Consider the following 3,637-nt stretch of genomic DNA (forward strand, 5'->3'; position numbering starts at 1 on the left):
GCATCTCGGAGCTGCGTCCGAACTGCTCAATGCCGAGCAGCGTCTGTCCCTCGCCCGCACCGCCTACCAGCGCGAAAAGAAGCTGTGGGAACAAAAGATTTCTGCCGAGCAGGATTATCTGCAAGCCCAGAGCGCCTTGCGTGAAGCCGAGGTGGCGGTGCGCAATGCACAGCAGAAGTTGCGCGCCATCCGTCGGCCGCCAATGGCAGTCTGGCCAATGCCAGTGCTTATGGTAATTACACGGTCAATGGCGTATTCGCTAATGCCGCTGCCGGTAATCAGGCGGTGAACCTGACCGCGATACTGGGTGATGCGACAAACTACACCTTGAGCAGCACGACACAGAAAACGGCGATGGCGACGATTGCCAAGGCGAACGTGACCCTGTCCAATGTGACGGCATTCAATAAGGTGTACGACATGACGACCAATGCCGCGATCAACAATGTAGGCGCAGCGACGGTGCAGTTGGGCAATGCTGCGGCGGCCAATGGTGCGTTGGCATCTGCCACAGGCTATAGTAATTACCTTGTCAGTGGTGCCTTTGCCAATGGATCGGCAGGGAGCCAGGCCGTGAATCTGACGACGGTGTTGGGCGATTCCACGAACTATACGCTCAGTAATGCGACGCAGGCGAGTACCACAGCGGCCATTTCCAAGGCCAATATTGTGGTCAGTAATCCGTCGGTGTCAGATAAGGTCTATGACACCACCACGAATGCTTCGCTGGCGCCTGGTAGTGCGCAAGTGCAGTTGGGTAATGCCTCAACTGCCAACGGCAGTTTGGCTGGCGCCACGAATTATGCAAATCTGGCGCTGACGGGAGGATTTGCCAACGCTTCTGCAGATAGTAACAAGACTGTGAATTTGACCGTGGCACTATCTGATACGGTGAACTACACCTTGTCGGGTGTCACACAAGTGAATACGACAGCAAGCATCACGAAGGCAAATGTCACCGTGGCTAATGTGGTGGTAGCGAACAAGGTGTACGACACGACCACGAACGCGGTGATTAACAACGTAGGTGCGGCGACAGTGCAGTTGGGTAATGCCTCCAGTGCCAATGGCAGTTTGGCCGGTCCGAGTGCGTTTGGTAACTACGCTGTCAATGGTGTATTTGCCAACGCAGGTGCCGGTAATCAAACGGTGAACCTGACGACCGTGTTAGGCGATACGACGAACTACGCAGTCAGCACGGCAAGTCAAAACACGACAACAGCCACGATTGCCAAGGCGGGTGTGACTGTGTCGAATGTGACGGCATCAAACAAGGTGTATGACACGACAACCAATGCAACGATCACCAACGTGGGCGTGGCATCGGTGCAGTTGGGTAATGCTGCGGCGGCCAACGGTGCGCTGGCCGCGGCCACTAGCTACAGCAACTACATCGTCTCTGGCAGCTTTGCGAATGGATCAGCAGGAAGCCAGATGGTGAACCTGAACGTAGCGTTGGGAGATTCAGCGAACTACGCCGTGAGCACAGCAAGTCAGGCCAATACCGGTGCGACGATTGCGAAGGCTAATATCGTTGTGAGCAATGCTACCGTATCAGACAAGGTCTATGACACGACAACAAATGCGTCATTGACCTCTGGTAGCGCATTGGTGCAGTTGGGTAATGCATCGGCCGCTAACGGTAGTTTGGCTGGCGCGACGGCATACACTAATTTGACATTGACGGGAGGTTTTGCTGATGCAGCAGCAGGTAATAACAAGATCGTGAACCTCAATGTAGCGCTGTCCGATGCGACCAACTATACGTTGGCGGGTACGACGCAACTGAACACGATCGCCAATATCGCGAAGGCCAATGTGCTTGTGTCGAATGTGGTGGTCAACGGGAAGGTCTATGACATGACCACTGCCGCGAGCATCGCTAGCCCCGGTCTTGGAACTGTGTTTCTGGGTAATTCAATGGCCGCGAACGGAAGCTTGGCCGGGCCAAGTAGCTACAACGGTTATACCGTCACGGGGGCGTTCGATAACGCAGCCGCAGGGATTCAGACGGTGAATTTGATGACTGCGCTTGCGGATCCGACCAACTACAGCATCGCAGTGGGTAGTCAGAGGACCACAATGGCGACTATTTCCAAAGCCCCTGTGGTGTTTTCGAATGTCACCGTGGCCGACAAGAACTATGACGGAACGACCGGCGCGACAGTCATCTGGAGTAGTGGTTCGGTCAGTTACGGTGATTCAGGCAGAGCAGATGGGACCTTGATTGCACCGATCCCCTTCACCGGCTATGGAATGAGGGCAAGTTTCATGGATCCATCTGCTGGAACAGCAAAGTTGGTGAATCTGAATGCCATCCTGTTTGATCCCGCCAACTATACGGTGGCAAGTTTGCCCTTGTTCACGACGGCTTCTATCTTGAATAACCAGGGTGTCAACAGAACGGACCAAATAGGTAGTGGAACGATATCAAGTGGTGGGCAAACCATTTGGATGCAAAGTGTGACGACTCCCTTGGTTGTGACGACGTTAAACAGCAGTGATCCGAGTAAAGCGGTTCAGTCTGCTCCCCAGGCGACACCGTGGGTTGCGGAGCAATTTGATAAGGCGGTCAATAAATCGTTATTTAGTATTAATGGTTCAGGTGTGAAGCAATGAGAATTAAATGATAAAAACTATCACTAACGATGAAGACAAAGGTCGCCGTGAATGCCTGAGCGGCAACCGGAGTTGATGTACTCATCGTCACGTTGCTCAATCATATTCAGAGATTTTTATTTTGCTTAAGAATCGTTGGATATCCAGGGGAAGGCCATCAAACCAGTTGTTGTCGGGGTCTTCATCTCGACTGATCATTGGTAAAACTGTGAGGTGAATCTATGTTTGCACGTAAAGCCAATAATACGAACACAATCGATAGCCTGATCGGTACGTCGACTTCCATCAAAGGAGATGTGAGCTTCAAAGGCGGTTTGCGTATCGATGGCCAGATTAAGGGCAACATCAACGCCGAAAGCGGTCAGCCCAGCGTGTTAGTAATCTCCGAACATGGAAAGGTGACCGGAGAGGTGCGTGCGGCGCGTCTGATCCTCAATGGAGAGATTGTCGGGGATATTCATTCTTCGGAACTACTGGAGCTGCAACCCAAGGCACGCATTACCGGTAACGTTTTCTACAAAGCGCTGGAGATGCATGGCGGTGCATTGGTTGCCGGAAAGCTCAGTTATGCTCAGGCAGAAGAGGCATCTGTGCTGCAGCTGCCGATCTCATCTGAAGCATGAGATTCTAAGAGATAGAGGATTGGAGAATGGCAATTCGTCAGTCTAAACATCAGGCGGTATTCGTATCGAGGATTCCTGCTTGATGGCAGTAATTACGGCTACTGACGTCGACCATGGGCGATATCTTTCTGTCATGCGCGTGGCTTTTTCATCAGACTCTCATATCGGAAAGACGTATTGTATGTAAGACTAAATCTGTATTATTATTTGGTTGGTTGTTAAGGTAAGTTTCAGGTTGCCGGTGTAGCTCAGTTGGTAGAGCGGCGCATTCGTAATGCGAAGGTCGGAAGTTCGAATCTTCTCCCCGGCACCAGCTAGATGCGTTGGCGATCTGATCTGGAATAACGCATTTGGCAGGGTTAAATGAGGGGAGACTCTCATGCTCTTGAGGTGTA

2 protein-coding genes, 1 tRNA gene and 1 pseudogene are annotated in these 3,637 nt (G+C 52.1%); all 4 read left to right on the forward strand.

All coding sequences use genetic code 11. The features are described from left to right. Positions 1 to 190, forward strand: a pseudogene (locus I5W_RS19295) (efflux RND transporter periplasmic adaptor subunit); the annotation flags it as partial. 95 nt (positions 191 to 285) lie between these two features. Further along, positions 286 to 2,619 carry a beta strand repeat-containing protein gene (locus I5W_RS31490; RefSeq protein ID WP_044530440.1) on the forward strand — a complete coding sequence of 778 codons (2,334 nt, stop codon included), beginning with the start codon at positions 286 to 288 and terminating at the stop codon, positions 2,617 to 2,619. Between the two features lie 221 nt (positions 2,620 to 2,840). Next, complete coding sequence (locus I5W_RS19305; RefSeq protein ID WP_017455000.1) at positions 2,841 to 3,242, forward strand: bactofilin family protein; 402 nt, start codon at positions 2,841 to 2,843, stop codon at positions 3,240 to 3,242. A gap of 237 nt (positions 3,243 to 3,479) precedes the next feature. After that, a tRNA-Thr gene (locus I5W_RS19310) sits at positions 3,480 to 3,555 on the forward strand. Positions 3,556 to 3,637 lie beyond the last annotated feature (82 nt).

This window comes from Herbaspirillum sp. B65 (assembly GCF_000333555.1).
Classification (GTDB): Bacteria; Pseudomonadota; Gammaproteobacteria; order Burkholderiales; family Burkholderiaceae_D; genus Herbaspirillum; species Herbaspirillum rubrisubalbicans.

Excerpts from the sequence above, each read along its gene's own strand:
- I5W_RS19305 (WP_017455000.1), top strand. The coding sequence starts at position 2,841 with ATGTTTGCACGTAAAGCCAATAATACGAACACAATCGATAGCCTGATC.